This is a genomic window from Kluyvera sichuanensis (genome assembly GCF_014218705.1).
GTDB classification, from domain to species: domain Bacteria; phylum Pseudomonadota; class Gammaproteobacteria; order Enterobacterales; family Enterobacteriaceae; genus Kluyvera; species Kluyvera sichuanensis.
In genome coordinates, this window is the sequence record NZ_JABBJF010000048.1 from 1 (window position 1) to 24368 (window position 24368).

Sequence of the window (24368 nt, forward strand, 5' to 3'; positions counted from 1 at the left end):
GGTGGCAGAAGACCAAAGTTTACTGACGATCAGTGGAAGGAAATTGGTGAACTGATAGCTGCCGGAGAATCCAGACAGAGTATTGCCAGCAGGTACAATGTTGGCTTGTCCACGCTGTATAAGAAGTTTCCCGCTGGATGCTAGATAGTTGCTGTGGGTCGTGATTTTACGCCACGACCCACAGCTGTAGGCCTGGTGTTCATGCCGTGGCGCTGAGTGCAATCCTATACGACCACGGAGAAGTAACGCAACGAGATGAATGCGACTTTGATTTTTGAGTACATAAATAAGTACAAAACGAATTAAACATTATTTTATTTTCCTTATCTATCATTCCGTTGTTTGTATTTACTTATAGTCGTGAAACAGGAATCCCGGCGCGCTTGAAGTCTCTTGCATGGCGTTAACAGTGTCCGTCTATGGCATTTAAGGTTCATGGTAAACGATTTGGCAGTGCATCAGAAGGGCGTTAACCGAATCTGGAAGAGGGCGCGCAGGGTATTTTTTCGAGTCCAGATAGATACATGTCATATTTTCTTGCAATTTAAGCCTGTCACAAAGCACGAACTTCCGTAAAAAGGACAACGAATTTGTGAATGTTGAGGATTTACCGTTGAAAGCCCGTTTTTTTATTGCCGTTTCTTTGCTCGCTTCGAGCGTTTCTTGTGCCTTTGCTGGCGAATCCGCGATTCCTTCCGTCACACCGCCACCGATTAAAGCCGGTGCCTGGGTGTTAATGGACTACACCACCGGGCAGATCCTGACCGCTGGTAATGAGCACCAACAGCGTAATCCGGCGAGCCTGACCAAGCTGATGACCGGCTATGTGGTTGACCGTGCTATCGATAGCCACCGCATTACGGCAGACGATATGGTGACCGTGGGGCGCGATGCCTGGGCGGCGGGTAACCCGGTGTTTGATGGTTCTTCACTGATGTTTCTCAAGGCGGGCGATCGCCTGAGCGTACGCGATCTGAGCCGCGGCCTGATTGTGGACTCCGGCAACGATGCCTGCGTGGCGCTGGCAGATTATGTGGCGGGCGGCCAACCGCAGTTCGTGAAGATGATGAACGACTACGTGCAGAAACTGAACCTGCGCGATACCCATTTCGAAACCGTTCACGGCCTGGATGCGCCGGGTCAGCATAGCTCGGCCTACGATCTGGCGGTGCTCTCCCGTGCGATTATTCACGGCGAGCCAGACTTCTATCACATGTACAGCGAAAAGAGCCTGACGTGGAACGGGATTACCCAGCAGAACCGTAACGGCCTGCTGTGGGAAAAATCGATGCACATCGACGGTCTGAAAACCGGTCACACTTCCGGCGCGGGCTTTAACCTGATCGCCTCATCGGTAGACGGCCAGCGTCGTCTGATTGCCGTGGTAATGGGGGCCGATAGCCCGAAAGGGCGTGAAGATCAGGCGCGTACGCTGTTGCATTGGGGCCAGCAGAACTTCGATACCGTACAGATTCTGCAAAACGGTAAGAAAGTCGGCACCGAGCGAATCTGGTACGGTGATAAAGAGAATATCGCGCTGGGTACCGACCAGGATTTCTGGCTGGCGCTGCCAAAGGCGGAAGTGCCGAATATCAAAGCGAAATATGTGCTTGATACTAAAGAGCTGGATGCCCCGATTGCTGCGCACCAGCGCGTCGGTGAGATCCAACTGCTCGACCGCGATAAGGTTGTCGCGCAGTGGCCGCTGGTGACGCTGGAAAGCGTGGGCAAAGGTGGGCTGTTCTCGCGCATGAGTGATTATCTGCACCATAAAGCCTAACCAGGCGTTGGTGCAAATCCCGGCGTCGCGTTGCTCGGCCGGGCTACTTGATCATATGTAGCCCGGCCGAGGTGCTTTAGCACCGACGCCGGGGCGGCCCGGTGCCAACCCCAGCATCACCTTGATCGGCCGGGCTACTTTCTTGTTGCAGGAGCAGGTACAATTCGCGCTTTAGTCTTGTCGGAGAGTGGGTGTGCGTCCGGATAAGTCACTCAGTCCTTTTGAAATTCGTTTATATCGTCACTATCGTACCGTGCACGGGGCGCGTATTGCGCTGGCCTTCGTCCTGACCTTTTTGATAGTCCGCCTGCTGGGCGTGCCCGATGGCTCCTGGCCGCTGATCACGCTGGTGGTGGTGATGGGGCCCATCTCCTTCTGGGGCAACGTGGTGCCGCGCGCGTTTCAGCGTATCGGTGGTACGGTGCTCGGCTCCGCCCTGGGCCTGATAGCCCTCAAACTTGAGCTTTTCTCCCTGCCGTTGATGCTTATCTGGTGCGCTGCGGCGATGTTCCTGTGCGGCTGGCTGGCGCTGGGGAAAAAACCGTATCAGGCGTTACTTATCGGCATTACCCTCGGGGTGGTGGTTGGCGCACCGGCGGGGGATATGACCACCGCGCTGTGGCGAAGCGGCGACGTCATCTTCGGCTGTCTGTTAGCCATGCTCTTTACCGGTATCTGGCCGCAGCGGGCGTTTATTCACTGGCGTATCCAGATGGCCTCGTTCGTGACGCAGTTTAACCGTATCTATCAGGCAGGACTGTCGCCGAACCTGATTGAGCGACCTCGCCTGGAAAAGCATCTGCAAAAAGTCCTCAACGACGTTGTGAAAATGCGCGGCCTGATTACGCCTGCGAGTAAAGAGACGCACATTCATAAGGGCATCTTTGAAGCCATTCAGACCGTCAGCCGCAACCTGGTCTGCATGCTGGAGCTGCAAATCAACGCCCACTGGGCGTCGCGTCCCGGCCACCTGCTGATGCTGAACGCCCATACGCTGCGCGAAACCCAACTGATGACCCAGCAAACGCTGCTGGCGATTGCCCATGCGCTGTACGAAGGCAACCCGCGTCCTATCAAAGCGAACAGCGAAAAGCTCAATGAAATTGTTTCGGAGCTGCGCCAGCTGGTGCATGAGTACAAAGATGACCATCTGGCTGAGACGTCCATTCATGGCTACGTCTGGTTGAGCATGGAGCTGGCGCGTCAGCTGGAATTATTATCTAACCTGATGTGTCGCGCGTTGCGTAAATAAAAGGCAGATGCACAGGCTTTTGCGCCAGGTTGTTTCGATTCAGCTAGATTTAGGGTTATGATGAACCCAAAGTAAAAATGATTGTTTGCTACAACGGCAGTACGAAAAATCATACAGGTTGAAGGGTATATGACTAATGTGTACCTTATCGTGTAGCCGTTGTTTAACGAATCCGAGTCTCAACATATCAGGGGTATAAAAATGGAAACCACGAAACCTTCGTTTCAGGACGTACTGGAATTCGTACGTTTGTTCCGTCGTAAGAACAAACTGCAGCGTGAAATTCAGGACGTTGAGAAAAAGATCCGTGACAACCAGAAACGCGTGCTGCTGCTGGATAACCTCAGCGACTACATCAAACCAGGCATGAGCGTTGAAGCTATTCAGGGCATCATTGCCAGCATGAAAGGCGACTATGAAGATCGCGTTGATGATTACATCATCAAAAATGCTGAGCTGTCCAAAGAACGCCGCGACATCTCCAAGAAACTGAAAGTGATGGGCGAGCAGAAAGGCGAGTAACCGTCATTAACGGGTGGCTGCGCCAGCGGCCACCTGGTCCTTGTTTTATTCCTTCCTGCACTCTCTCTTCTTCGACCTTTCGACAATCCAGTGACATCGCGAGCAATGCGGAGTATAAAGCTTTCTGTTTGATATATTAGCCACGGTTATGTGGGAACGTGTTGATATCAAAGGATCTCGCCAACAATGCAGCAACATCTGGAAGCGCAATCATGATACTGGTGACCGGCGGCGCGCGCAGCGGAAAAAGCCGTCACGCGGAATCGTTACTCAGCAAATACCCCCGGGTTTGCTATATCGCGACCTCACAAATCTTCGACGCCGAAATGGCCGCACGCATCCAGCATCATCGGGACGACCGTCCTGCACACTGGCGCACCGAAGAGCGCTGGCAGCATCTTGCCGACATCATTACGCCTGATAACGATCCTTCAGAAGCGATTCTGCTGGAGTGTATCACCACGCTGGTCACCAATATTCTCTTTGCCTCGGGAAACGAGGAAGAGATTGAGCGCTGGGACTTCGCGGCGCTTGAGGCGCAGGTCAATGGTGAAATCGATGCGCTGATCGCGGCCTGCCAGCGCTGCCCGTCGCCGATTGTGCTGGTGACCAATGAAGTGGGAATGGGCATTGTGCCCGAGAATCGTCTGGCCCGGCATTTTCGCGACATTGCCGGGCGCGTAAATCAAAAGCTGGCGCAGGCGGCAGATGACGTCTGGCTGGTGGTATCAGGGATTGGAGTCAAAATAAAATGAGTCGACTGTTTTTCGCCACACTCTCCTTTATGAGCCGTCTACCGGTGCCACAGCGCTGGTCACAGGGGCTGGATCTGGACCGTTACGTGAGCGGCGTCATTACCTTCCCGTTTATTGGCCTGTTACTGGGGGCGATAAGCGGCCTGGTCTTCATGATTGTGCAGAGCTGGTGTGGTATTCCGCTGGCGGCATTCTTTAGCGTTCTGGCGCTGGCGCTGCTGACCGGCGGCTTCCACCTGGATGGCCTTGCGGACACCTGCGACGGCGTGTTCTCCGCACGTCGCCGCGAGAAGATGCTGGAAATTATGCGCGATAGCCGATTGGGCACCCACGGCGGTCTGGCGCTGATCTTTGTGCTGCTGGCAAAAGTGCTGGCGGTCAGCGAACTGGCGCTACGTGACACTCCTATGCTGGCAGCGATCGCCAGCGCCTGTATCGCCGGTCGCGGCGCCTCGGTGCTGATGATGTATCGCCACCGCTACGCCCGCGAAGAAGGGCTGGGTAATCTGTTTATCGGTAAAATCAGCTTCCGCCAGACCTGGGTGACGTTAGTCATTGCAGGGGCATTGGTCACCGCCATGCTGGGCGTACATGGCCTGAAAGCGCTGCTGGTGGCCTTTGTCGGCGTCTTTATTCTGGGCCAGTTACTGAAGCGTACGCTGGGGGGGCAAACCGGCGACACGCTGGGCGCAAGTATCGAGTTGGGCGAAGTGATTTTCTTGCTGGCGCTTTTGTAAGCCAGCGTATGACTACGTGGGAATAATAATGCAAACAACATTGGCTTCACTGCTGTCGACTATTCCAGAAATGGACAGCGCCGCGATGGCGCAGGCGCAGCAGCATATTGATGGGCTATTAAAACCGACGGGCAGCCTCGGGCGTCTGGAAGCGCTGGCGGTACAGCTTGCGGGCATGCGCGGCCTACAGGGCACGCCGAGCGTCGACAAGAAAGCGATTCTGGTCATGTGCGCCGATCACGGCGTCTGGCACGAAGGGGTCGCCATTTCGCCGCAGGTGGTGACCGCGATTCAGGCCATGAATATGACCCGCCACCATACCGGCGTTTGCGTTCTCGCTGCACAGGCAGGCGCGGACGTACACGTGATTGACGTGGGCATCGATGCCGACCCCATCCCAGGCCTTATCGACATGAAAGTGGCACGCAGCAGCGGCAACATTGCTCAAACGGCGGCCATGACGGCCGAGCAGGCGCAAACCGTGCTGCTGTCGGCAATTAACTATACCCGTAGCCTGGCAGAGCAGGGCGTGACGCTGTTTGGCGTGGGCGAGCTGGGCATGGCAAACACCACGCCAGCCGCTGCGGTAGTCAGCGTGCTGACCGGCAGCGAGCCGGAGGCAGTGGTGGGCATTGGCGCCAACCTGCCGCAGGCGCAGCTAACGCATAAAGTGAATGTGGTTCGTCGCGCTATTGCAGTGAACCAGCCCAACGCCGCTGACGGCCTTGAGGTTCTGGCGAAGGTCGGTGGTTACGATCTGCTGGGGATGACAGGCGTGATGCTCGGCGCTGCCTCGTGTGGCCTGCCGGTGGTGCTGGACGGCTTCCTGTCGTACGCGTCTGCACTCGCTGCCTGCCGTATTGCGCCTGCCGTGAAACCCTACCTGATCCCTTCCCATTTCTCCGCCGAGAAGGGCGCGCGTATCGCACTGGCGCATCTGGAACTGGAACCGTATCTGCATATGGAGATGCGTTTGGGTGAAGGCAGCGGTGCAGCGATGGCGATGCATATCGTTGAGTCGGCCTGCACCATGTACAACCGCATGGGAACGCTGGCGGGCAGCAATATCGTGCTGCCAGCGTAACGGCTATTCTCCCGCCATTTGTTGCAAAAGCCATTCGCGTAGCGCCGTAATATCCCGGCGCTGCGCGTTCTCTTCAGTTGCCACCAGATAATAGTTCGCGCCCGGCAGAGACATGTCGAACGGCATCGTCAGCACCCCACGTTGCAGTAAATCTCTCGCCAGTAACTCGCTGGCAATCACTACGCCTTGCCCGGCTACCGCCGCCTGCAGCGCATGCGTTTCATCGCTGAAGGTCAACCCCGCCTGAAGGTTTAATGTCTGAGGCCCGTAGCGCTTTTTCCAGTTTGCCCAACTAGGTTCATCGGCCGGAACCTGGCGGTTTTCCACGTGAAATAGGGGGACGTTGGCTAAATCTTCGGGCTTTTGCAGCGCTAGCGCGGGGCTCGCCACAACGATAAAGCGGTCTGCATGCAGCAGAGTGCAGTGCAGCGAGGATTCCGGCATCTCACGATAGCGGATAGCCACATCAACGGTATGCTGGCTGAGATCGACACGCTCGACGCTGGTATGCAGCCGCAGGTCGATGGTTGGGCATTCCGCTTTGAAATCCGCGAGTCTCGGCACCAGCCAGTGGGTGAGAAAATTAGAGGTGGTAGTGACCGTCAGCGCGGGTGGCTGATGGGCTTGCAGCACCTGCGCCGTCGCTTCTTCCAGTGCACTAAAGGCGCGTTGGGTGCCGGCATAAAGCACTTTGCCACTATCGGTCAGGCTAACGCCCTGAGCGCTGCGTTCACAGACCCGGCATTCCAGTACCGACTCCAGAAGTTTTATTTGATGGCTGACCGCCGTTGCGCTCACGCCGAGGACATCTGCCGCGCGCTTGAAGCTGAGCTGTTCCGCCAGCGCATGGAACGCCCTTAGCGCCCCAAGCGGTGGCAATCTGACTTTTCTCATGGCTGAGTTTTTCTCATCTATGGCTGAAAACTATGCGTTTGTTTTACGCCTTATAGGCGGCGTAGTCTACCCAGCAGAAACAAGAGGGTGAGTTAATCTCATGATAATACCGAAGGGGAAAACGATGAGCGTACGGGTAAACAACACTGCGCCAATGAATAAAAATATCGCTGAGCGGGCAATAGCGATGAGTGCGGCGATTGCCGGAGCGGGGCTGTTGGTGAAGCTATCGATGGCGGTCAGCGTAATCCAAAGTCTGGCTCAGCTTTTTGCGCTGGGCCTGAGCTTTGCGGTAGGGATGATGCTGGCAAGCACAGGCAGTATGGTGCGCTACGGTTTTCCGCTTTCGGCGGTGGGGTGGCTGCTGGTGCTGCTTAGCCTGCTTGGTGGGCAAACGGGGCTGGTGCTGTTGCCGGGAATCGTCGCCGGTGGCCTGGGGCTGGGGTTGGCACATGGGCGGTTGATGGCTGGCAACAAAGTTGCCAATGCGCTGAGTAGCTTGGCAGCGCTAGTCGCAGTATTGCTTATCCAGGCCAATGCGGCGCCGGGTATACATGGCTATGGGTTTGCCTTTGCGGTTGTCATCGATTTGACGCTGCTGGGGCTGGTGCTGGTGCTGGTGCGAATTGCTGAAACGGATAGGGGTTAAAAAGCAAAAAGCCTGCTCGAAAGCAGGCTTTTTAAATTTGGCTCCTCTGACTGGACTCGAACCAGTGACATACGGATTAACAGTCCGCCGTTCTACCGACTGAACTACAGAGGAATCGGTGTGGAGTCGTATCTTAGCGGCGAAAAAATTTTTGTCAAACATCAATTCTGGTCTTGTGACGCGACTGCCTATTCCATCAACAATTTGTCGCCATTCCCGACAAAAATTAAGGAAAAATGCTTTGCAGGATCGGGAATTCTCCATCATCATTTGAAATGGAGTTTCAACTTTCTGATCTAAGGCCCATTTTGAACGTCACCGCCGCACTTCGCCAGGCCGTCGCCCGCACGCCCTGGTACAAAAAACGCAAAAGTTATCGAGTTCTCTTCTGGCGTGAAATCACCCCCCTTGCCGTACCTATCTTTCTGGAAAACACCTGCGTTTTATTGATGGGGGTGTTGAGTACCTTCCTCGTCAGCTGGTTGGGTAAAGAGGCGATGGCGGGCGTGGGTCTGGCCGATAGCTTCAATATGGTGATCATGGCGTTCTTTGCCGCGATAGACCTTGGGACGACCGTGGTGGTTGCCTTCAGCCTTGGTAAACGTGACCGCCGTAAGGCGCGAGCGGCGGCACGGCAATCGCTGGTGATCATGACTCTGTTCGCTACCATCCTGGCGGCGGTAATCCACTATTTTGGTGCCGGAATTATTAATATCGTTGCCGGTGATGCCACCGAGGAAGTGAAAGGGCTGGCGTTGACCTACCTTGAGCTGACCGTGCTGAGCTATCCGGCGGCGGCGATTGCGCTTATCGGCAGCGGCGCGCTGCGTGGGGCAGGGAATACTAAAATCCCGTTGATGATTAACGGCGGGATGAACATCCTCAATATTATGATCAGTAGCTTCCTGATTTACGGGGCGTTCTCCTGGCACGGCATGGGGTTTGCCGGGGCAGGGCTCGGGCTGACCATTTCCCGCTACATTGGCGCAGTAGTGACCATTATTGTGCTGATGGTTGGCTTTAACCCGGCGCTGCGTATTCCGCTCAAAAGCTATTTCAAGCCGCTCAATTTCGCCATTATCTGGGAAGTGATGGGGATTGGTATTCCAGCAAGCGTCGAGTCGGTGCTGTTTAACAGCGGTAAATTGCTGACACAGATGTTTGTCGCCGGGATGGGGACCGACGTTATCGCCGGTAACTTTATCGCCTTCTCCGTGGCGGCGCTGATTAACCTGCCGGGGAACGCCCTGGGTTCGGCATCCACCATTATCACCGGTAAGCGGCTGGGGACTGGGCAGCTTGCCCAGGCGGAACGTCAGCTCCGTCACGTGTTCTGGATGTCGACCATTGTACTGACCCTGATAGCCTGGGGGACGGCGCCGTTTGCCGGATTGTTCGCGTCGTTCTATACCCACGAGCAGGACGTCAAAGACGTGGTGAAAATTCTCTTGTGGATGAACGCTGCCTTTATGCCAATCTGGGCCGCCTCCTGGGTGCTGCCAGCGGGCTTTAAAGGGGCGCGAGACGTACGCTTCGCCATGTGGGTCTCCATGCTCAGCATGTGGGGCTGTCGCGTGGTTGTAGGCTACGTGCTGGGTATTCTTCTGGGTTGGGGCGTGGTCGGCGTCTGGATGGGGATGTTCCTCGACTGGGGCGCACGTGCGGTGCTGTTCTACCGTCGTCTGATAACCGGCCGCTGGGCGTGGAAATACGTGCCGACCAAGAAAACGGACGCCGCGTAACAGCCTGATTGCGGTGAAAATCGGCAATAAAAGTCAGTTTTCAGCCGAATCGAAGAATAAATCGGCAAACGAATTATTTTGTGCAAATCAGGCTTTGACAACAATGGGGCACATCGATAATATGCGCCTCGTTCACACGATTCCTCTGTAGTTCAGTCGGTAGAACGGCGGACTGTTAATCCGTATGTCACTGGTTCGAGTCCAGTCAGAGGAGCCATATTTAAGAAGCCTGCTTAGGAAACTAAGCAGGCTTTTTGCTTTTCTGCGTTTGATAAAAAAAAGCCGGACCAGAGTCCGGCTGATGTTGGCTTAACGGAACGGCGGTTCGTTAAAGGTTCTTAGCTTACGTGAATGTAGACGATCGCCTTCCGCACGCAGCAGGTCGATGGCCCGAATGCCAATTTGCAGGTGCTCGGAAATTGCCCCTTCATAAAAACGGTTCGCCTGACCGGGCAGCTTAATCTCACCGTGCAGCGGTTTGTCTGATACGCACAGCAACGTGCCGTACGGCACGCGGAAGCGATATCCTTGCGCGGCAATGGTCGCGCTCTCCATATCAATCGCCACGGCGCGACTCAGGTTGAAGCGCAGCGCCGACGCGGAATAGCGCAGCTCCCAGTTGCGATCGTCGGTGGTAACCACCGTCCCGGTACGCAGTCGCTGTTTAACCTCTTCGCCCGGCATCCCGCTCACCTGCTTGGTGGCGTCGTACAGTGCACGCTGCACCTCGGCAATGCTCGGAATGGGAATATCCGGCGGCAGTACGGCGTTCAGCACGTGGTCGTCACGCAGATAGGCATGTGCCAGTACATAATCGCCAATCGACTGACTTTCACGCAGGCCGCCGCAGTGGCCGATCATCAGCCAGACGTCCGGGCGCAGCACCGCCAGGTGGTCGCAGATATTTTTAGCGTTCGACGGGCCGACGCCGATGTTAATTAAGGTGATCCCTTGCCCATCTTTGGTGATCAGATGCCAGGCTGGCATTTGGTGCTTTTTCCACGCCAGATCGGAAATAGCCTGTTCCGGCGCTTCGGTGTCGGCGGTGATCCAGATCCCTCCTGCGCAGGAGAGCGATACGTACGGGCTGTCAGGATCGAGGATCTGACTGCAGCCCCAGCGCACGAACTCATCGACGTAGCGGGTGTAGTTAGTGAACAGTACAAACGGCTGGAAGTGTTCGACCGGGGTGCCGGTGTAGTGACGCAGACGCGCCAGCGAGAAATCCACGCGGCGGGCGTCAAAGTGCGAAAGCGGATAGAAATCGGTGGAGTGGGTCAGGCCATCCGCGGTTTCATCGCCAATCTGCGACAGCTCGGTGGTAGGGAAAAAGCGCGTCAGGTCAGCGCTCATCGAGCGATCGAGGTTCAGGCCATCAATCACGTACGGATAGGGAATTTCATGCTGCGACAGGCTGACTTCAATATGGGCGTCGTAATCTTCGTGCAGCAGGCTTAGCTGCTCCAGCAGGTAGCTGCGGAACAACACTGGGTGCGTGATGGTGGTGGTGTAGCAGCCGGAGTGGGTAAAGCGGCCAAACGCGCGGGTTTTCTGCGCCTTGTGCGCGTTGCCGCTCCAGGAGACCGAAAGCTGCGGGTAGACAAATAGCCCGTTTGCCCGCGCTTCGGCGCTTGGTAATGAGCGGTCGTCAATAAACAGACGGATAGCGTCACGTAATGCACTTACCGATTGATCGTACAGCGCCTGGAGTTTCTCCAGCGCTTGTTCTGGGGTCAGACTCACGCCCGTATTACTCATCGTTCGCTCCTTGTGTGCGGCTTTTATCGATAGTATGCCAGCCGATGATGAAACAAAAGCGTAAGCCGGTTTCGATGTAACAACTGATTAACCTTTAACCGGGTGATTTCTCATCCGGTTAAAGGCTGCGCGTCGGAGTAAAAAAGCTATAATCAACCGACATCTGCTGTGATTTGAGGAAAGGGAAATGAAACCTCGTGTAAAACTCTTGTGTGCGTTCGCGCTGGCACTCTGTAGCCAGGGCGCGCTGGCTGTGACCTATCCGCTTCCACCGGAGGGGAGTCGTCTTGTGGGAAGCACGTTGAATATCACGGTGCCGCAGGATAACCACCTGCCGCTGGAGGCCTTTGCGGCGCAGTACGGGCAAGGGCTCAGCAATATGCTGGAGGCGAATCCGAACGTAGATGTCTTCTTGCCAAAATCGGGTTCCACGCTGGTGGTGCCACAGCAACTGATTTTGCCCGACACGGTGCGTCGAGGCATTGTGGTGAACGTCGCGGAAATGCGCCTTTATTATTACCCGCCGGAGGGTAACACCGTTGAAGTGCTGCCCATTGGTATCGGCCAGGCGGGGCGAGAAACACCGCGTAACTGGGTGACGACCGTCGAGCGCAAACAGGAAGCACCGAGCTGGACGCCAACGCCAAACACCCGTCGTGAATACGCTAAGCGTGGCGAAAGCCTGCCTGCGTTTGTCCCCGCCGGGCCGGATAACCCGATGGGCCTGTACGCCATCTATATTGGCCGCCTGTACGCCATTCACGGCACCAATGCGAATTTTGGCATCGGGCTGCGCGTGAGTCAGGGCTGCATCCGTCTGCGCAATGATGATATCAAGTATCTGTTTGATAACGTGCCGGTCGGCACGCGTGTGCAGATTATCGACCAGCCGGTGAAATACACCGTTGAGCCAGACGGCAGTCGCTGGGTGGAAGTGCATGAGCCATTATCGCGCAACCGCACAGAATATGAGTCTGATAACAAAGTTCCGTTGCCTATTACGCCCGCGCTGCGTAGTTTTACTCAGGGTGAGGGCGTGGATGGTAGTCGGGCAAGAGGCGCGCTCGAAAGGCGCTCCGGCATGCCGGTCAATATCAGCACCTCGCATAACGCGTTGTAAGCCTGTCTATATTCAACGCCAAAAGCCCGCGATTTGCGGGTTTTTGACTTTTTAACCAGGGTTGGCAAAAGGAGCATTGAATGAGCGATGTCGTGAACTGGGGCGTGCTGGGCTATGCCCGAATCGCAAAAAATTCCATTATTCCGGCGATTCAACGTGCCGATAACGCGCGCGTCTACGGCGTAGCGTCGCGTCATCAGGACGAACTGCCGGTGGGGGAGTGGCAGAAAAGCTACGGCGATTACGCGGCGCTGTTGGCCGATGAGGCGATCCAGGCGGTCTATATCCCTTTGCCTAACTCGCTGCACAAAGAGTGGGTGATCCGGGCGCTGGAGGCAGGGAAACACGTGCTGTGCGAGAAGCCAATTGGCCTTACCGCCGATGAAGCGCGCGACATGCAACGGGTGGCGCAGCAGCATAACCGCCTGCTGATGGAAGCCTTTATGTACCAGTACACCGACCGGGTACGGGTGATTAAACAGGTGCTGGAGAGCGGTGAGCTGGGTGAGTTGCGCCATATCAACGTTTCGTTCCGCTTCTTCCTCGACCGGCCTGGCACCATCAAAATGCAGCCCGCGCTCGGCGGCGGGGCGCTGTATGACGTTGGCTGCTACCCGGTGAACTTTATCGGCATGGTGACCGGACGTCTGCCGGTGAGCTGCAAAGCGGTGAGCGAAACAGATCAAGGGGTGGATACCAATCTCTCCGCGCTGCTGCAATATGATGATGGCCTGATTGCCAACATTCACTGCGGCTTTAACGCCTTTGGTCGCAACTACGCGGAGATTATTGGCAGCAAAGGGATGCTGATTATCGATAAGCCTTTCCTCGATGATGCCGGCGCGCTGGAGCTGCATACCGGCGAGGGCGTACGCGAGCTGCCGGTGAGCGAGTCGGACCGTTACCAGGCTGAAATCCGCCACTTCTCCAGCGCGATCCTCAACGAGCCGTCGCGGCTGATCCCGCTGGATGAAACCGTGCGTAATATGCAGGTACTGGATATGATTCGCGCCGCGCTGTAGTGGGTAACGCCCGGCCGGTATCGCGCCGCCGGGCTTTGCTATCGGGCAAACTTTTTCGAGCCGATAACGCAGAAGATCACCCCAAGCGTAACCAGCATCATCAGCGGATTCACCGCCTCGTGCAGCAGCAGGGCGCTCAGCGCCAGCCCTAAAAACGGCTGTAAAAGCTGGAGCTGGCCTACCGCGGCAATTCCGCCCTCCGCCAGACCTTTGTACCAGAAGATAAAGCCAATCAGCATGCTGAACAGCGAGACGTAGCCGAGCGCCAGCCACGCCTGACCCGTAATGGCACCGGGGTTAGCAGGTAACGTCAGTAACGTCGCCAGCAGCATTATCGGCAGCGATAAAATCAGCGCCCAGCTAATCACCTGCCAGCCACCCAACTGCCGCGTCAGCGTGGCCCCCTCCGCATAGCCCAGCCCGCAGACCACCACAGCGGCAAGCATCAGCAGATCGCCGGTTAACGACGCGCTGGCGTTTTGTGAAAGAGCAAACCCGGCAACCAGCAGGCTCCCCAGCAGCGAGAAGATCCAGAACGCCGGATGTGGCCGCTCCCGCCCGCGCAGCACGCCAAAAATCGCCGTGGAGAGGGGCAGAAGCCCAAGAAAGACAATCGAGTGCGCTGCCGTAACGTAGCGAAGCGCCATGGCGGTGAGCAGAGGAAAGCCTACCACCACGCCGAGTGAAACGACCAGCAGCGGAAAAATTTGTCCGGACGTGGGGCGCCGTTCACGAAAGATGACAATCAGTGCCAGGGCGAGAAGCCCGGCAATTGACGCCCGCAGAAAGGTCAGAAAAAACGGGTCCATAGCGCCGACCGCGATACGCGTTGCCGGCAATGAACCGCTAAAAATCACTACGCCCAGCAGCCCGTTAAACCAGCCGGATGCTGTGTGTGTTTGAAATACCGCTGCCTTCATTTTGTCCACCTCACCGTTGAGTCATTAACAGCGCGATGGTAGTTTTCTTAATCTAATACAATCAAATTATTGTCATGGATACATTGTATGAAGGCGCGATACAAAACGATCGTCGACAGATTCGCCGCACGGATACGCGATGGACAACTCACAGCCGGAACCCGGCTGCCCACGCACCGGCGGCTGGCGGCGGAGGAACGTATTTCTCTTGCCACCGCCACGCGTGTTTATGCCGAACTGGAGGCGATGGGGCTGGTGAGTGGTGAAATCGGGCGCGGCACCTTTGTGCGCGAAATTACCCTCGCGGCGGGTCATGGCGTTGACCAGCAGGTGATGATGCCTGGCGTGCGTGACCTGAACTTTAACTACCCATCGCAGCCGGGGCAGGGCGAGGAGTTGCGTGACGCCCTGCGACAGCTCGCCAACGTCGGCGATATTGAATCGCATCTGCGCTACCAGCCTCACGCCGGGCGCAAAGCGGATCGCGAGATGGTCGCCCGCTATTTTGCGAGCCTGGGTTTTACCCCTGACTCCGACAATATTTTGCTGGTTAACGGCGCCCAACATGGTCTGGCGGTCACGGTAATGGGGCTGCTACAGCCCGGTGATGTCGTGGCGGTAGACGCGTTAACCTACCCCGGATTTAAAGCGCTGGCGGCGCTGTATCACCTGGAACTTCTCGCTATCCCATCGCTTGCCGATGGCCCGGAACTTGATGCTCTCGATACTATTTGCCAGCAGCGCCACGTACGGGCGGTTTACACCATGCCGACGCTGCATAACCCGCTAGGCTGGGTGCTCAGCCACCGACAGCGCCAGCAGCTGGCCGCTATTGCCCGTCAGTATGATCTGCTGATTATTGAAGATGCCGCCTACGCTTTTTTAGTCGAACAACCGCCGCCTCCCGTTGCCTGCTACGCGCCGGAAAGAACGGTCTATGTCAGCGGATTTTCAAAGAATGTGGCGACCGGACTGCGCGTTGGCGTAGCGATTTGCCCCGGCTCGCTAAAACCAGCGCTGGAGCGGGCGATCCGGGCCACCACCTGGAATACGCCTTCGCTGCTCACCGCCTTGATGAGCCACTGGATTCAGGACGGCACGGTGGCCCGGACGACGGTCTTAAAAAGAGACGACGCCCGTCAACGACAGGCGCTAGCCCGTGAATGTTTGTACCCGCTGCCCTGTATCGGCCACCCAAACTCCTGGTTTGTCTGGTTACCGCTGGCCGATGAGTGCCGTGCCGACCGCATCGTGAAGGCTCTGATGGATAACCATATTCTGGTCTCCACCGCTGAACCGTTCTCAACTTCAATCAACGTCCCGCAGGCATTACGCGTTGCACTGGGGTCGGTGCCGCTGGAGAGCCTGCGTGAGGCGCTGGTGGCGGTGAGGGAAGAGGTTGAGTATGAGATGAGTCGGTAAGGGGGATATGGAAACTGGTTGATATAGATTTATATCTATATAGACTTTTATCTATATAGATAGTGACCTATTTTTATAAAGAGAGCCCATATGGGCGTTTAAAACAGCGCATATGTTTGAATGCTAGTTTGGCGCTATTACATTGTGTTGGTAATGAGCTAAATGTTCCTGGCAGTAGAGGGAATTTACATATTGGCTGAATACATTAAAAAAGAAGGAGTAACGCGATGGGCAGAACGCTGGAACAGATTATTGCGGATGAAAAGCCTGACGTAGTGGCCGATGCCCAGACACAGGCTGCAGATATCTTGCTGAATATTCATCTTGCAGAGCTGCGGGAAAGGGTACGGAAAACGCAGGTTGAAATGGCCGAAGCGTTAGGGCTTCGCCAGCCGACCGTCGCCAGTATGGAAAAACCAGGGCGCGATGTGAAGCTCTCAACGCTTAAGCGCTATGTTGAGGCGGCGGGTGGAAAGCTGAATCTGGATATCGAACTGCCGGACGGTTCGCACTATGGTATTTCGCTATAAACGCGGATTGACCGAATACAAACGCAAAAAAGCAAAAAGCCCTCTCGAAAGCAGGCTTTTTAAATTTGGCTCCTCTGACTGGACTCGAACCAGTGACATACGGATTAACAGTCCGCCGTTCTACCGACTGAACTACAGAGGAATCGTGTGAACGGGGCGCATATTATCGATGTCACCCCGGCTTGTCAAAGGGTGAAAAGCGCTAATAAGTTCGTTTGCTGACAATTTCAGCAATTCCGCGTCATTTGCTGTTTTTTTGACTGTTCTGCACCGTGAAAGTGCAGAATTACCCCTTATGGGGCAGATCACAAACTTCTGATAGCCGCGAAAAAGGGCCTGAGCGATAGGTTTACACGGTTTTACAGGCAATTTTAAAACTGGCAAGCATCTTGCAACTCCTCCGATTACTTAACGCCAGCGTGGCAGTGATTCCGAACCGGAGGCAAAAATGAACTTAAGACGGCTGAAGTACTTTGTGAAAATCGTCGATATCGGTAGCCTGACTCAGGCCGCAGAAGTGTTGCATATCGCGCAGCCCGCTTTAAGCCAGCAGGTGGCGACGCTGGAAGGGGAACTCGATCAGCAACTGTTGATTCGCACCAAGCGCGGCGTCACGCCAACGGAAGCGGGCAAGGTGTTATATACCCATGCCCGGACAATTTTACGCCAGTGCGAACAGGCGCAGCTGGCGGTGAATAACGTCGGTCAGACTCTCAGCGGCACGGTCTCTATTGGCCTTGCACCAGGCACGGCAGCGTCATCTATTACTATGCCGCTGCTGCAGGCGGTGCGTAACGAACTGCCTGAAGTACTGGTTTATCTGCATGAAAATAGCGGTACCGTGCTGAATGACAAACTGTTGAACGGTCAGCTGGATATGGCGGTGCTGTACGATCGCGCGCCGCTGGCGGGGATCGTCAGCCAACCGCTGCTGAAAGAAGATCTCTATCTGGTTGGTACACGCGATTGCCCAGGTCAAAGTGTCGATCTCACCGCGGTGGCGGAGATGAACCTGTTCCTGCCGCGGGATTACAGCGCCGTTCGCGCTCGTGTCGATGAGGCTTTCTCGCTGCGTCGATTAACGGCAAAAATCATTGGTGAAATTGAGTCTATCTCTACGCTGACTGCTGCGATTGCTAGCGGAATGGGCGTGACGGTGCTGCCAGAATCGGCGGCGCGTTCGCTGTGCAGCGCGGCAAACGGCTGGATGGCGCGGATCACGACCCCGTCGATGAGCCTGCCGCTGTCGTTAAACGTGTCGGCGCGCGGTCAACTGAGCCCGCAGGCGCAGGCGGTGAAAGAGATCCTGATGTCGCTGGTCAGCCGACCAATGCTGGATAACCGTGAACTGCTGCTGGTGAGCTAAGCTTATATTCCATTCAGATATAACTTGCTGGTTTTTATTATTTGTTCACAAGGGCATCAGACTTTAACAATAGTTCAACGTCTGATTGACCCGGAGAGAAGCGTGAACTTCCAGCAGCTCAAAATAATTCGTGAAGCGGCACGGCAGGATTACAACCTGACCGAAGTTGCCAATATGCTTTATACATCGCAGTCCGGCGTAAGCCGACATATTCGTGAGCTCGAAGAAGAGCTGGGGATTGAGATTTTCATCCGTCGCGGTAAGCGCCTGTTAGGGATGACGGAGCCGGGCAAAGCCCTGCTGGTGATTGCCGAACGCATACTGAACGAGGCCAGCAACGTCCGACGTCTGGCCGATCTCTTTACCAACGATGCGTCCGGCGTGCTGACGATTGCCACCACGCACACCCAGGCTCGCTATAGCCTGCCGCCGGTGATTAAAGCGTTCCGGGAAATTTTCAAAGACGTGCGTCTGGAGTTGATTCAGGGTACGCCGCAGGAAATTGATGCGTTGCTGCATAACGGCGGAGCGGATATCGGGATTGCCAGTGAGCGCCTCAGTAACGATGCGACGCTGGTAGCCTTCCCGTGGTTCCGCTGGCATCACAGCCTGCTGGTTCCGCAGGATCATCCACTGACTCACACCTCACCGCTGACGCTGGAAGACATTGCTCGCTGGCCGCTTATTACCTATCGCCAGGGGATCACCGGGCGTTCCCGTATTGATGAAGCCTTTAATCGCAAGGGGCTGACGCCAGATATCGTGCTGAGCGCCCAGGACTCTGATGTGATTAAAACCTACGTTGAGCTGGGCCTCGGCATTGGTCTTGTGGCGGAGCAGTCCGGCGACCCGCAGGAGTCCGGCAGCCTGGTGCGTCTGGATACCCATCACCTGTTCGACGCCAATACCGTCTGGCTAGGGCTTAAGCGCGGGCAGCTACAGCGCAACTATGTATGGCGCTTTATTGAGCTCTGTAATGCCGGGCTGTCTCTGGAAGAGATTAAACGCCAGGCGATGGAGCTGGAAGAGTCAGTGCTGGATTACCAGATTTAACGCCGCGCCCTCTGGGGGGCGCTGCTGCTTACCCCACCATACCGTTTCATCTCATTACCTCATCCTATTCTGGGCCACGAAAAGTGGCCGCTGGTTTAGTCTATGTTTAAAAGGCACATCGCAGGATCGCAGTTGGTTTTACGATAAACCCTTACGAACAGAGAGATAAACTGGATAGCACTATGGCAATGATGCGTTTAACCCAACTGCTGAATACGTCTGGCAAGAGAATGCTCTCATGGGCAAAAAAGGCGCTTATTGGCCTGGTTGTGGTCATCATTGTCTTTTTTATCGGTCGCATCTATGAATCCCAGCGCGGCCCGGCGCTGCACCGCTGGCATACCTGGACGGCGGATGAAATGACCGCCGGGGAGATCGATCACGCGACGTTTGCGGACTATCTGACGCGGGAAGCGACGATTTTCCGCGATATGAAAAATAAGATTACCGACACGCTGACCGCCGACGAGAAAACGGCGATTAACCGTTTTTATGCCCAAAGTCTGGTTTATCCGGATAAGTTTCAGCCTGACTGGAACCGCTCTTTTATTCTGCAGCCCGAGGGCAAACCTCGCGGTGCGGCGGTGCTGCTCCACGGCCTGACGGACTCCCCGTATAGCGTACGCTATCTGGCACAACGGTATCAGCAGCAGGGGTTTATTGCCGTTGTCCCCCGACTACCGGGGCACGGTACCGCGCCGGGGGCATTAACCGGCGTTGACCGCGAACAGTGGATAGCAGCAACGCGCATGGCCGTGCGCGAAGCGACGCGGCTGGCAGGAAATGATGTACCGCTGCATATTGTCGGGTATTCCAACGGCGGAGCGCTGGCGATGAAATATGCTCTCGATAGCCTGGAGGATAAATCGCTGCGTCGGCCGCAGCAGATAATCCTGCTATCGCCGATGATCGGGGTCACCGCGTTTGCGCGCTTTGCCGGGCTTGCCGGACTGCCCGCGATATTCCCTGCCTTTGCTCGTGCGGCGTGGCTTAACGTCGTGCCGGAGTTTAATCCTTATAAATATAACTCGTTCCCGGTTAAGGCCGCGCGCCAGTCGTGGTTGTTATCTCAGGCGCTGCAGCAGCAAATCGTGCAGGAGTCGCAAAATAAGCGGCTGGCTGAACTGGCGCCGGTACTCACGTTTCAATCGGTAATGGACTCCACGGTGAGCACCCGGGCGGTGGTGGATTCGCTCTATCGCTATTTGCCGGATAACGGCAGTGAGCTGGTGATTTTCGATATTAACCAGGCGGCGAATTTACGCGCGCTGTTCAGGCCGTCGTCCTACTCGGCGGTGAACACCTTGCTGCCGCCAGCCCCAAGGCTATACACGACCACGGTTATCACCAACGCCGCGCCGGACACCAATCAAACGGTGGCGCGCTCAACGGAGGCTGGCGCTCTGACGGAGACCGTGGCGCCTCTGCAGATCGCCTGGCCGCAGGATATGTATTCGTTGTCGCACGTGGCGGTGCCGTTCCCGCTGACCGACTCACTTTATGGTCGAAACCCGCAGGAGAAAAATCGTTACGGCATTAGTCTGGGCACAATTTCGCTGCGCGGAGAGACGGCTACACTGAGCGTGGGGCTGGATACGCTGATGCGCGTTACCTCCAACCCCTTTTTCCCGTGGATGATGGCGCGCGTTCAACAGCATATTGCCTGTAGCGAGCGGCCTGATGTTATCGCCTGCCTCCGGGAAGCGGTGTCAGAACAGGGCAAGGTGCAAAAGGGTGCGGACAGCGATCCCGGCGAGCGCGCCGGTGGCGGCGTAGCGGAACAGGCGAACGAAGCGGGAACTCACACCCAGAAAAATTCCGATGCCGGGAAGATCGAAGGTCTGAACTAACAGCCCGGCAGAGGCGTTAATCTGACTCACGGTGATTTTTCCCTGCTGCACCAGTTCAGAGACGACGCCAAAGTAGGCCGTGCCGCCGGCTACGCATTTGACCAGCGCGGGGAGTACAAAGTTAACCGGAATATGCAACCACACCAGTAACGGCATCAACAGTTGCTGGAGCATCTCAATCAGGCCTGCCGACTTCATTACGCCAACGATAGCCAGCGACAGGATAAGCATGGGTACTGCGCCAAGCGCCAGACGAATGGCGTCGGAGCCCGCGCTGTTAATCACCGAAATAATCCCTTGATTGTTTTTCTCGGCATCAGGTAATGCCTCGGCTCTGGCGTTCTCTACCACCGATAGCCGACGCCCCGTGACGTGCCAGGTAACCGCAGCAGCGCACAGCCCGCCAGCGATAGAGATAACGATGGAGGCCAGCCAGTGCAGGCCAAACGGCGTGAGCGGATAGAAGACGTTTCCCTGGCCCATCGCGAAGAGCATCGCCAGCGTAGCGGCCATCTGCCGGTCCGAAACGCCGCGTTTGTCCATAATGGCAAGGGTTGCCAGCGGAGCGGCAAAGCTGACGAAATTCATCTGGATAAGCGCAAAGGCGCTCATTCCGGTGAGACCAAACGGCTTAAGCAGCGGGGCGAGCCAGCGTACGATAACGTCCAGTACGCCGCGCACTTCCAGATACTTCATGACGATGAGCATAACTACCATGATCGGCAGCAGCGTATAGAGCGCTACATCGACGGAGGTTTTCCCCGCCGACATAATGATGCTGATGAAGTCCATCAATTTCTCGGTGACAACGAACAGAAAGGATAATAAGCGTCATCATAATCCTCGTGGTGAGGAAATGAAATTGTCGTTGCGGGCTAATCTGTCCTGAAGGGCGCGGTGAACTGTACTGGGGGGGCAAAGGCAGAAAAGCAAAAAGCCTGCTTAGTTTCCTAAGCAGGCTTCTTAAATATGGCTCCTCTGACTGGACTCGAACCAGTGACATACGGATTAACAGTCCGCCGTTCTACCGACTGAACTACAGAGGAATCGTGTGAACGAGGCGCATAGTACTGGCCCCCGATAATTGTGTCAACACTAAATTTAACTCGCTGATTCGAATGGATGAATTTAGCGCAAGATGTTGTTTTAGTGAACTACTGGGGGATCTTCATCCTGTCCGCTGTTATCGCGCAACCGCTGCAGTGGATCCTGGCGATAGAAGCCGCAGAAACGCTGCCACAGTGCCGGGAAACGCGGGGCGAAAAGTTCAGGTGCGCTGAAAAAGTATTCAGAGAGCACGGCAAAGCACTCAGCAGGGTCGGTGGCGGCATAGGCATCGATGCTGGCCGCGTTTTCACCAACTAAATCAATCTCATCCTGAATGTTATTCATCGCAGCATGAAGGTCATGCTCCCAGCCAGCGACTTCGCGCAGCGGGATAAAAGGCACGCCGCTGGCGCGGTCGCCGTTGCGGGTATCCAGCTTATGCGCCACTTCGTGAATGATGAGGTTAAAACCGGAGGCATCGAACGAGTCCTGAATATCCAGCCAGTTGAGCACAATCGGCCCCTGCTGCCAGCTTTGACCAGACTGAACAACGCGCTGATTGTGCACCAGTCCGATATCATCTTCCCATTCGTCGTCAACAATAAAAGGCGCCGGGTAGATCAACACTTCATGGAATCCATCGAGCCATTCGATCCCGAGTTCCAGAATCGGCAGACAGAAGAGCAGGGCAATACGCGTCTCGATGATAGGCTCCGCCGTCAATCCTTGCAGAAACACCAGCCGCTTTTGCTGTAAAAAACGGTCGGCCAACTGCACCAGTTTGACCTGCTCGTCGTCAGACAAATTCGCTAATAGGGGGATCGCCAGAGCTTCCGCCCACGGTAAGTCGGTTATCTCGGCAGTGTCACTTGCTTTCCAGGGCCATTTAATCATCGTTTTGCTCGCAAACTCGTCACTTGAACGCAATTGAAGAGACTGGGTCTGTTAAAATGCCAAATAACCTGGCATGATGGCAACCATCAAAACGGAGAGATGCCAGAGCGGCTGAATGGACCGGTCTCGAAAACCGGAGTAGGGGTAACTCTACCGGGGGTTCAAATCCCCCTCTCTCCGCCAATCATTCACCAAAATCAATAAGTAACAAACTATGTTGATTTTGTCATGCATCAATGCTGGCATTGAAATCTCTGACTTTCGCTCTGTTTCCCTACCTCTAACGCAGCCATTTTTATCATGTTGCCTCATGTCGGGCATCCACTTTTATCCTCTTTAGCTCACAAGCTCACACTATTAACAACAACTTAGTCAATTCTGAACCCCTGATGGCACCATGTTGAGGTTTGTTTATTAATGCACCACCGACATTTGCTAACCAACTCCCTGCGGGCAAAAGTATTTATAACAACCACCAAAAACACCAGCGATTTAATGCTTGGGCAAATTCGTCAGGTATCAATGAGTCTGATGGGCATTTTTATATTGATATTTTTCGGGCTGACAACCGTTCAGGTTCAGATATTTCACTTAAGGAACGTTGTGCGATTACGATGCATCGGGTCGGCAGAAAGAAAATAAACGAAAAAAAGAAACTATAGGGCTCGATAAAAACAGACGGTCTATCCTGATATGTGATTATAAGCCTGGTAACGTTTGATACTTGCTTTGCGCTACTGGGCACATAAATATCAAAAGCCAGGATCAATGCATTTTATATAAATTCAAAAGCAATAGATATTAACTATCATTGGTTAGGTTTTAATAGGTGTAATGGTTTTGTGAAAACATTATTGAAAAATAAAAAATAATTAAAGTAATGTATTTCTATTGTGTATACTTTTGCACACATCTGATACCAACAACGGGGCGGTATTGCCTACCTGGATGACGACTCTGGTCTTGATGATACTGTTTTTATCGATAAGAAAGGGCAGAAAGTCAGCGTTACAGGAACCGTTCACTAGGTTAACGTTCGTGGATTCGCTACGGTAAACAACGCCGATATATCGGTACGTCTGGTTTTATTGTGAAATGGCGCTATCGACCATTAAAGAGGACTCATCTATGCGTAAGATTGTGATAGTTGCGGGAGTTGCAACTTTGCTGGCGGGTTGTGGAGATAAAGGGGATATTGAAACTGCGATTAATAAGACCATTAGCAAAGAGCCTGTTTGTTATTCTTTTAATTCAAAACAAAATAACAGCGCTGCGTATTATCGTTTCAGCGAGGCTGGCGTTTTAGTCAGAGTCAATGTTCGAGGAAATGATGTCGGCCCTATCTTAGCGGGGCTTAAAAAATCAGGTTTAATCGATATTGAATACGAACAGCAACTGTCCGGGCCTGTTGCCGTCTTATCGGCTACAGACAAAGGTGTTAAAGCTAAATTCTGGGATCAGGAGCATGGGGCTTGCGTAGGGAAGAGAGTTGTTGCTGAAATAAAAGAGTGGACCGAACCTGGTAACTCTGACAGTCAAAAAGTAACGCAGGTATCCTATACATGGAAACTGTCAGATGTTCCTGGCTGGGTTGACAAAGATGCTTTTTCCAGCGTGAAAGGAATGTCAGAACCAGAAGAAGCTAGAATTGTTCTGGTTAAAACCAATAACGGCTGGACCGCAATGTAAGTAAAGGAAGAATGTTATGAATTCTATCTATTGGGTGATTTTCATGGCGCTGCTGATAAACGTACCGTCACTTGTCCCAGTGCTGTTTATCCGTACGATCGCAAAAAACGTGAAAATATCGATGGCGTCCAGACTTTTTCTGCTAAACGCTTTCCTGGTGCTTTCATTGGTGACGCTATCGCAGAACAGGTAATGCTGCCAACTTACTGATTTAGTGTATGATGGTGATTTTAAGGTGCTTGCGTGGCTTCCATTTCCATCAGATGTCCTTCCTGCTCCGCT

23 protein-coding genes, 5 tRNA genes and 1 pseudogene are annotated in these 24368 nt (G+C 54.7%); 20 read left to right on the plus strand and 9 right to left on the minus strand.

Features of this window, described 5'->3' with window-relative positions:
- From HII27_RS25770 to cobT, 7 genes are all read left to right on the plus strand, one after another.
- Window positions 1-144, plus strand: a 144-nt coding sequence (locus HII27_RS25770) for a helix-turn-helix domain-containing protein (protein ID WP_185670122.1), incomplete at its 5' end; no start/stop codon positions are given.
- A 469-nt stretch (window positions 145-613) separates the two neighbouring features.
- Window positions 614-1780, plus strand: a complete 1167-nt coding sequence (gene dacD, locus HII27_RS25775; protein WP_185670123.1) for a serine-type D-Ala-D-Ala carboxypeptidase DacD — start codon at window positions 614-616, stop codon at window positions 1778-1780.
- 193 nt (window positions 1781-1973) lie between these two features.
- The gene (locus tag HII27_RS25780) at window positions 1974-3032 is read left to right on the plus strand and encodes an FUSC family protein (protein WP_185670124.1); all 1059 of its coding nucleotides are present in this window, start codon (window positions 1974-1976) and stop codon (window positions 3030-3032) included.
- A 201-nt stretch (window positions 3033-3233) separates the two neighbouring features.
- Window positions 3234-3554: a DUF496 family protein gene (locus HII27_RS25785; protein WP_035894853.1), complete on the plus strand. Its 321-nt coding sequence runs from the start codon at window positions 3234-3236 to the stop codon at window positions 3552-3554.
- 209 nt (window positions 3555-3763) lie between these two features.
- The gene (cobU, locus tag HII27_RS25790) at window positions 3764-4309 is read left to right on the plus strand and encodes a bifunctional adenosylcobinamide kinase/adenosylcobinamide-phosphate guanylyltransferase (RefSeq protein ID WP_185670141.1); all 546 of its coding nucleotides are present in this window, start codon (window positions 3764-3766) and stop codon (window positions 4307-4309) included.
- On the plus strand, window positions 4306-5046 hold the full coding sequence (gene cobS, locus HII27_RS25795) for an adenosylcobinamide-GDP ribazoletransferase (RefSeq protein WP_185670125.1): 741 nt from the start codon (window positions 4306-4308) through the stop codon (window positions 5044-5046). Before cobU ends, cobS begins: the two co-directional genes overlap by 4 nt.
- 28 nt (window positions 5047-5074) lie before the next feature.
- On the plus strand, window positions 5075-6130 hold the full coding sequence (gene cobT, locus HII27_RS25800) for a nicotinate-nucleotide--dimethylbenzimidazole phosphoribosyltransferase (RefSeq protein WP_185670126.1): 1056 nt from the start codon (window positions 5075-5077) through the stop codon (window positions 6128-6130).
- A gap of 3 nt (window positions 6131-6133) precedes the next feature.
- Here the strand turns inward: cobT and HII27_RS25805 are convergent, their stop codons facing one another.
- Window positions 6134-7024, minus strand: a complete 891-nt coding sequence (locus tag HII27_RS25805) for a LysR substrate-binding domain-containing protein (protein ID WP_185670127.1) — start codon at window positions 7022-7024, stop codon at window positions 6134-6136.
- A 124-nt stretch (window positions 7025-7148) separates the two neighbouring features.
- Here HII27_RS25805 and HII27_RS25810 point away from each other — a divergent pair, with 124 nt between their 5' ends.
- Window positions 7149-7673: a hypothetical protein gene (locus HII27_RS25810; RefSeq protein ID WP_185670128.1), complete on the plus strand. Its 525-nt coding sequence runs from the start codon at window positions 7149-7151 to the stop codon at window positions 7671-7673.
- A 38-nt stretch (window positions 7674-7711) separates the two neighbouring features.
- Here the strand turns inward: HII27_RS25810 and HII27_RS25815 are convergent.
- A tRNA-Asn gene (locus HII27_RS25815) sits at window positions 7712-7787 on the minus strand.
- Window positions 7788-7793: 6 nt separating this feature from the next.
- Here HII27_RS25815 and HII27_RS27570 point away from each other — a divergent pair.
- From HII27_RS27570 to HII27_RS25825, 3 genes are all read left to right on the plus strand, one after another.
- Window positions 7794-7973 (plus strand): DUF5951 family protein, encoded by a 180-nt coding sequence (locus tag HII27_RS27570; RefSeq protein WP_220439348.1) that lies wholly within the window; start codon window positions 7794-7796, stop codon window positions 7971-7973.
- On the plus strand, window positions 7949-9415 hold the full coding sequence (locus tag HII27_RS25820; protein ID WP_185670129.1) for an EmmdR/YeeO family multidrug/toxin efflux MATE transporter: 1467 nt from the start codon (window positions 7949-7951) through the stop codon (window positions 9413-9415). The genes HII27_RS27570 and HII27_RS25820 overlap by 25 nt, the downstream gene beginning before the upstream one ends.
- A gap of 141 nt (window positions 9416-9556) precedes the next feature.
- Window positions 9557-9632, plus strand: a tRNA-Asn gene (locus HII27_RS25825).
- Between the two features lie 92 nt (window positions 9633-9724).
- Here HII27_RS25825 and HII27_RS25830 read toward each other — a convergent pair.
- The gene (locus HII27_RS25830; RefSeq protein WP_185670130.1) at window positions 9725-11173 is read right to left on the minus strand and encodes an AMP nucleosidase; all 1449 of its coding nucleotides are present in this window, start codon (window positions 11171-11173) and stop codon (window positions 9725-9727) included.
- Between the two features lie 187 nt (window positions 11174-11360).
- Here HII27_RS25830 and ldtA point away from each other — a divergent pair, with 187 nt between their 5' ends.
- The gene (gene ldtA / locus HII27_RS25835) at window positions 11361-12293 is read left to right on the plus strand and encodes a L,D-transpeptidase (protein WP_185670131.1); all 933 of its coding nucleotides are present in this window, start codon (window positions 11361-11363) and stop codon (window positions 12291-12293) included.
- 80 nt (window positions 12294-12373) lie between these two features.
- Entirely contained in the window at window positions 12374-13315 is a 942-nt protein-coding gene (locus tag HII27_RS25840) for a Gfo/Idh/MocA family protein (protein WP_185670132.1), read from the plus strand.
- Window positions 13316-13353: 38 nt separating this feature from the next.
- On the opposite strand, the gene HII27_RS25845 is transcribed toward HII27_RS25840, so the two are convergent.
- Window positions 13354-14235, minus strand: a complete 882-nt coding sequence (locus HII27_RS25845; RefSeq protein WP_185670133.1) for a DMT family transporter — start codon at window positions 14233-14235, stop codon at window positions 13354-13356.
- An 87-nt stretch (window positions 14236-14322) separates the two neighbouring features.
- Here HII27_RS25845 and HII27_RS25850 point away from each other — a divergent pair, with 87 nt between their 5' ends.
- On the plus strand, window positions 14323-15657 hold the full coding sequence (locus HII27_RS25850; RefSeq protein ID WP_185670134.1) for an aminotransferase-like domain-containing protein: 1335 nt from the start codon (window positions 14323-14325) through the stop codon (window positions 15655-15657).
- 227 nt (window positions 15658-15884) lie between these two features.
- Window positions 15885-16187, plus strand: coding sequence for a helix-turn-helix domain-containing protein (locus tag HII27_RS25855; RefSeq protein WP_185670135.1), 303 nt, complete (start codon window positions 15885-15887; stop codon window positions 16185-16187).
- A 66-nt stretch (window positions 16188-16253) separates the two neighbouring features.
- Here HII27_RS25855 and HII27_RS25860 read toward each other — a convergent pair.
- Window positions 16254-16329: transfer RNA gene (locus HII27_RS25860), tRNA-Asn, on the minus strand.
- 306 nt (window positions 16330-16635) lie between these two features.
- On the opposite strand from HII27_RS25860, the gene nac reads away from it, so the two are divergent.
- The 3 genes and pseudogenes from nac to HII27_RS25875 form a co-directional block, all read left to right on the plus strand.
- On the plus strand, window positions 16636-17553 hold the full coding sequence (gene nac / locus HII27_RS25865) for a nitrogen assimilation transcriptional regulator NAC (protein WP_185670136.1): 918 nt from the start codon (window positions 16636-16638) through the stop codon (window positions 17551-17553).
- Window positions 17554-17655: 102 nt separating this feature from the next.
- Entirely contained in the window at window positions 17656-18606 is a 951-nt protein-coding gene (gene cbl, locus HII27_RS25870) for an HTH-type transcriptional regulator Cbl (protein ID WP_185670137.1), read from the plus strand.
- A gap of 188 nt (window positions 18607-18794) precedes the next feature.
- Window positions 18795-20399: pseudogene (locus tag HII27_RS25875) on the plus strand (alpha/beta hydrolase); the annotation flags it as partial.
- Here the strand turns inward: HII27_RS25875 and HII27_RS27310 are convergent.
- From HII27_RS27310 to mtfA, 3 genes are all read right to left on the minus strand, one after another.
- Window positions 20316-21248, minus strand: coding sequence for a nucleoside recognition domain-containing protein (locus HII27_RS27310; protein WP_223883301.1), 933 nt, complete (start codon window positions 21246-21248; stop codon window positions 20316-20318). The pseudogene HII27_RS25875 and the gene HII27_RS27310 sit on opposite strands and share 84 nt — an antisense overlap.
- Before the next feature lie 178 nt (window positions 21249-21426).
- A tRNA-Asn gene (locus tag HII27_RS25880) sits at window positions 21427-21502 on the minus strand.
- A gap of 100 nt (window positions 21503-21602) precedes the next feature.
- Window positions 21603-22397, minus strand: a complete 795-nt coding sequence (mtfA, locus tag HII27_RS25885) for a DgsA anti-repressor MtfA (RefSeq protein WP_185670139.1) — start codon at window positions 22395-22397, stop codon at window positions 21603-21605.
- 93 nt (window positions 22398-22490) lie between these two features.
- Between mtfA and HII27_RS25890 the strand changes: the two genes are divergently transcribed.
- Both HII27_RS25890 and HII27_RS25895 read left to right on the plus strand, forming a co-directional pair.
- Window positions 22491-22580 (plus strand) — tRNA-Ser (locus HII27_RS25890).
- 945 nt (window positions 22581-23525) lie between these two features.
- Window positions 23526-24086: a DNA-directed RNA polymerase subunit beta gene (locus tag HII27_RS25895; protein ID WP_185670140.1), complete on the plus strand. Its 561-nt coding sequence runs from the start codon at window positions 23526-23528 to the stop codon at window positions 24084-24086.
- A gap of 27 nt (window positions 24087-24113) precedes the next feature.
- Here HII27_RS25895 and HII27_RS27315 read toward each other — a convergent pair.
- The coding region (locus tag HII27_RS27315; RefSeq protein ID WP_223883302.1) for a hypothetical protein at window positions 24114-24368 on the minus strand (255 nt) is incomplete at its 5' end.

Bases quoted from the DNA above. Each gene is read 5' to 3' on its own strand.
- HII27_RS25845 (WP_185670133.1), bottom strand. From the start codon at position 14,235: ATGAAGGCAGCGGTATTTCAAACACACACAGCATCCGGCTGGTTTAAC.
- mtfA (WP_185670139.1), bottom strand. From the start codon at position 22,397: ATGATTAAATGGCCCTGGAAAGCAAGTGACACTGCCGAGATAACCGAC.
- HII27_RS25805 (WP_185670127.1), bottom strand. From the start codon at position 7,024: ATGAGAAAAGTCAGATTGCCACCGCTTGGGGCGCTAAGGGCGTTCCAT.
- HII27_RS25850 (WP_185670134.1), top strand. From the start codon at position 14,323: ATGAAGGCGCGATACAAAACGATCGTCGACAGATTCGCCGCACGGATA.
- HII27_RS25840 (WP_185670132.1), top strand. From the start codon at position 12,374: ATGAGCGATGTCGTGAACTGGGGCGTGCTGGGCTATGCCCGAATCGCA.
- cobT (WP_185670126.1), top strand. From the start codon at position 5,075: ATGCAAACAACATTGGCTTCACTGCTGTCGACTATTCCAGAAATGGAC.
- nac (WP_185670136.1), top strand. From the start codon at position 16,636: ATGAACTTAAGACGGCTGAAGTACTTTGTGAAAATCGTCGATATCGGT.
- HII27_RS25785 (WP_035894853.1), top strand. From the start codon at position 3,234: ATGGAAACCACGAAACCTTCGTTTCAGGACGTACTGGAATTCGTACGT.
- HII27_RS25810 (WP_185670128.1), top strand. From the start codon at position 7,149: ATGAGCGTACGGGTAAACAACACTGCGCCAATGAATAAAAATATCGCT.
- HII27_RS25895 (WP_185670140.1), top strand. From the start codon at position 23,526: ATGCGTAAGATTGTGATAGTTGCGGGAGTTGCAACTTTGCTGGCGGGT.
- cobS (WP_185670125.1), top strand. From the start codon at position 4,306: ATGAGTCGACTGTTTTTCGCCACACTCTCCTTTATGAGCCGTCTACCG.
- HII27_RS27310 (WP_223883301.1), bottom strand. From the start codon at position 21,248: ATGGACTTCATCAGCATCATTATGTCGGCGGGGAAAACCTCCGTCGAT.
- HII27_RS25830 (WP_185670130.1), bottom strand. From the start codon at position 11,173: ATGAGTAATACGGGCGTGAGTCTGACCCCAGAACAAGCGCTGGAGAAA.
- HII27_RS25855 (WP_185670135.1), top strand. From the start codon at position 15,885: ATGGGCAGAACGCTGGAACAGATTATTGCGGATGAAAAGCCTGACGTA.
- HII27_RS25820 (WP_185670129.1), top strand. From the start codon at position 7,949: ATGGAGTTTCAACTTTCTGATCTAAGGCCCATTTTGAACGTCACCGCC.
- ldtA (WP_185670131.1), top strand. From the start codon at position 11,361: ATGAAACCTCGTGTAAAACTCTTGTGTGCGTTCGCGCTGGCACTCTGT.